2 protein-coding genes are annotated in these 4,719 nt (G+C 36.1%); both read left to right on the top strand.

All coding sequences use genetic code 11. The features are described 5' to 3' along the window. On the top strand, positions 1 to 3,144 hold a 3,144-nt coding region (locus C6990_RS10885), incomplete at its 5' end, for a hypothetical protein (RefSeq protein ID WP_182131328.1). A 141-nt stretch (positions 3,145 to 3,285) separates the two neighbouring features. Further along, a partial coding sequence (locus C6990_RS10880) for a hypothetical protein (protein ID WP_220463386.1) occupies positions 3,286 to 4,719 on the top strand: 1,434 nt, incomplete at its 3' end.

The raw sequence follows: 4,719 nt of genomic DNA, 5'->3' as shown, positions 1-4,719 counted from the left end.
ACCCCATCTGATACACTATCAACTACTGCAGCAGCATCAGTAACCTTAGATGAAACACTCACACCATCTGATGTGATCACCACAGCTGCAGCAGCATCAGTAACCTTAGATGAAACACTCACACCATCTGATGCCATTGCAACATCTCAGAGTATCACCTTAACAGAGACACTCACACCATCTGATGTGATCACCACAGCTGCAGCAGCATCAGTAACCTTAGATGAAACACTCACCATTTCTGATGTAATTGATATTGTGAATCAGTTCACCACAACACTAGATGAGACACTCACTCTTTCTGATGTAATTGATGCCAATAGATCCATAACTAACATTATCTTAACTGAGACACTCACACCATCTGATAACTTTACATTTGCAGGTACTATCAAGATAAGAGCAATTGATGGTACTACGTTGATACCAGGAGCATCGTATACTATCTCACCAAATCCATCAACAGGAACAGGTAGCTTAGTTGTAACTGATAACAATTCATTGCCTGATGCAAATGGTACAAGTGGAGAAGTAAGAATACTAAATGTTCCATCTGGTGATTATGAAATTGTCATGACTGGAATCCCTACTGGATATGTAGTTAAGATTAATGAAACCACAGCTACTTTATGCTGTGATGAATATAACCCATTGAAAATATTCTCATTGAGAAGTGAGACTGTAGATTTATCACAAGATGATGCAAGATTTGGAGTATCTCCACCATCCCTAAATCAAACTTCACTAAACAAGATGACCGGATTCTCAGCAATTGTCGTCAAAGGTACTACTGAAACCTCTATCACCAAATCCAATGATCTTCCACCACAAATTACTGCTGGTGTTAATAATTCTACAGCAAAAACTAGTGCAGTAAGTCTACAAAAGAATATCAAATATGTCAAAGATTGGCCAGTAGGTACTAAAGGTTCAATCGTTCAAGAAGGATTAAAACTTCCAAAATACTATCTGCCTACCAATAAATCACTAACTACAGTCATTCCTGCAGTAGTATCTCAAGAATCAACAACGCACCAAATGATATCTACTCCAGGATTCAATAAGGTTACCCCAGGACAGCAAATGATACTTCCAGTTGAATCTAAATTAATACCAAGCTTTGGCGGTGTATCAAAACTTGACATTACATCAAAGGATACATCTTCAACAACTGGTGATTATGATTGGATTGTACTTGAAGTTGATAATGATCATATCAGCTCCACGACTTTATCTGATAGTAGTATTGATAGAGATCTAGAATTAGAAATTGCGGTGAACTACAGATATGAGGAAGATACTGTTGGATTCAACTGGGGTACTTCGTCAAACTTTGCATCTGAACCTATCATGACAGTACTTGTTCCAAAACCAACATCTGATGATATTATTACACTTGCTAACGGATGTAGAGATCTTCAAGTTCACACCCTAGTTGGAGGTGTATGGACTTCTGGAATAGATACAATAATTTCAAACATTCCATCAACAACAAAGACTGATTTCTGTGAAGTTGAGATAGAATCTGATCACTATTCCAACAAGGCAATATCCTCCAAGAGATCATCCAGTCCAGGGACTGGAACGGGAGGACTTGGTAGCAGTAGTACTGGTGGCGGTGGCGGTAATACCGGTGTTGGCGCTTCAGCATCTGGCGCATCAGTAGGATTTGGAGGAATTCTATCAACTCCTCTAGCAATCAATGAGGTCTCATATGACAAATGTAATGAGAATATGGCAAGAATTCTAGTCTCAAGTGATGCAGATGTTCCACCATCAGTCAAATTGGCAACCTCCAAATCTGGAGTTGTATATGCATCATTGGCAGAAGTTCAACCATATGAGGACTTGAACAAACTAACTAGCATTGATAGATATCTCTATGAAGTTCCAATTTCATCTGATGAATCATTCCTGATGATTGTAGTTACAGAAGAAAAGGGTACATCAAAGAATGTTGTACAGGCATCAGTAAGACTGCTCTCTTGTGAGGGAACAACAGTGATTGTTGAACTACCAGAAGATACAGTACCTGAAATTACTGGACAAACTCGAATATTTGATACCAAAATCCAAATTGCAAACGGTACCAAATATGATGCAAAGTCTGAATCTGAATTCCTTTACATTGATAATCAGGAATTAAAGATATCTTCAATCATTGAAAGCATTATTCCACTAGAACGTGTCGAACTTAGATCTTTAGTTATGGGGCTACCAGACAATCAATACATTGCAATTAACATGAATGTTGAAAAATTACAAATGCTAAATTCAACATATCTTGTTAGCGGCACCATCCCATCATTTGTTATGGCAAAACCTGGTATGACATACTGGTTACACATTACTGACGAAAATGATAACATTTCAGAATCTGCTCATTACAGTATTGGTGTAAAACCAACTACAGTGGGTGATATTTCAATTGAAATGGATATTCCAAACATAATTCCATCAGGTTCACTTGTTAAACCAGAGTTATACATCTTCAACGATGATACACCATCATATGGCATAGCATCTTTAGTAGTTGATGGTAAAGTAGTTGCAAAGAAATCACAACTATTTGGAATTGGACAAACCCAAGTAATCTTTAACTGGAAAGCTCCAACTTCTGATTCAAATTCAATTATAGATTTGCAAGGAAGAGTTGACTTGTATGATCGCTCTACTATTACAGAATCTGCACAAGTTTCTAGCCATCCAAAAACTATAACAATCTCGGCATATGATACGGTATCATTAGATGTAATTGAAAAAGACGGTCAAGTATTAGCTGATCCTGCATTAATTTATGCATCCAATGCTGATACAGATTTAAGATTCAGAGTAACTGATCCTCTGGGACAATGTATCATTGGTGGAACCGAAGAATGTCTAATCAATGAGAGTACCAAAGGAAAACGTGGTGGACTTGAAAGCATTCCATATGGAGATCAAATACTCAGAGTCAGATACAGTGGAGCAGATAACGCACTTGAGAGATTCTCAATTACCTCAATTGATCCAATTACTGGTAAATGGACAGTATCAGTTGAGACTGAGGATGGATTACTGCAACAAGCACATGCAACAGATGATACTTTTGTGAAGATAAAATACAGATATCATTCTGAAACGATTACTGTAAAATCAGAATAATTTCTGATTAAATTCTCAAAAAAAACCGTTTTTGTAGAATTCCATACGGGAATCTGATATCTGAAATTGATCCATATTGGTAATACCCAGAATTGGGATTTTTCGACAACTCTTTTATTACAAAATTTATCCTATCTTTCAATGATAAAATCAATATTTTCGTTATTATTGATTACTGTGCTTGGTTTTAGCCTAATAGGCGTTCAAAACTCATTTGCTATTGATTATACGATCAGTGATGATCCTGTTGGAGGAAGTTGTGCCATTTTTGGAACATGGGATGATATTAATAATATCTGTACATTATCTGGGGATTTTACTATTGATGAGATTGCTCCTGATACGTTAACTATTGAAGCAGGTACTACCCTTGTCAACGATTTTACTTTGTCAAACTTGGGAACTTTTACTATTGATGAATCAGGCACTTTTGTAAATAATCTGTCTTTTGAAAATATCGATTTTTTGTCAGTTAATGGTGATCTTGAAAATAATGGTGATGATTTTTACAATGAAGGAGATCTTGAGGTTAATGATCCTGGTACCTTTGTAAATAATAATTATGTTGAAAATGAAGGCTCAATTGATGGTGATGGAAGTTTTGAGAATAACGGCGAATTTGTAAATGTCAGTGGTTCAGTTACCATTGATAATTTATTTCATAATACTGCATTAGGTGTTGTAACTAATGAAAATGGCGGTTCATTTTTTATAACAGGCCCATCGGGACCTTCTGGAAGTATTGAATTTATCAATGATGGTGAATTTTACAACAATTTTGTTTTGAACATAGAAGGAAATTTTACAAATAACAATCTTTTAGAGAATGCTTTTTTCATATCACTTGATCCTGCTGGTACAATTATGACTTATGATACGTTCAATCTACTTCCAGCCACCAGTTTCAATCTTGATGGTATTGTTGCAGTAAAGGATTCAAGTGTCTTATCTAATAATGGACAAGCTAAAATTGCCTTAACTGGGCATCTAATAATAGAATCAGGATCTAGTTTTGAAAATGATTTATTTTCAGATCCTGATAGTTTTCTAGAAAATTACTGTGGCTTGATTTCAGGTTCTTTTGCTATTGGTTCTGAAGAACCAATTGATAAATGTGCACCAACAATAACAATTAATTCACCATCAAGTGGAAATGTACCAAATGCATTTCCAGTAACCTTTGATGCTACTGCTGAAGATATTGATGGCTATGGAACATTAAATGATATTAGTACAAATATTGATTGGGAAGATAACACTGTATTCTTTGATACTGGAGCTACAGTACAACGTATATTTGGTATTACCCCACCAACTGTTCATACTATTAAGGCGATAATCTCGGATGATGCATTACCTACATCTAACGAAGCTTTTGCGTCAGTTACAGTAACTGTAGTTCATGATTTAGATGGTGATGGTATATTCAATGAAGATGAAGACCTAAACAATAACGGTAATCCTAATGATGATGATACAGACGGAGATGGAACACCAAACTACTTGGATGCAGATGATGACGGTGACTCTGTACTCACAATAACTGAAGTTCCAGAGGGTGATACCGACAGTGAT

Source organism: Nitrosopumilus sp. b3 (assembly GCF_014078525.1).
GTDB lineage: Archaea > Thermoproteota > Nitrososphaeria > Nitrososphaerales > Nitrosopumilaceae > Nitrosopumilus.
This window is presented reverse-complemented; position numbering and strand designations above follow the sequence as displayed.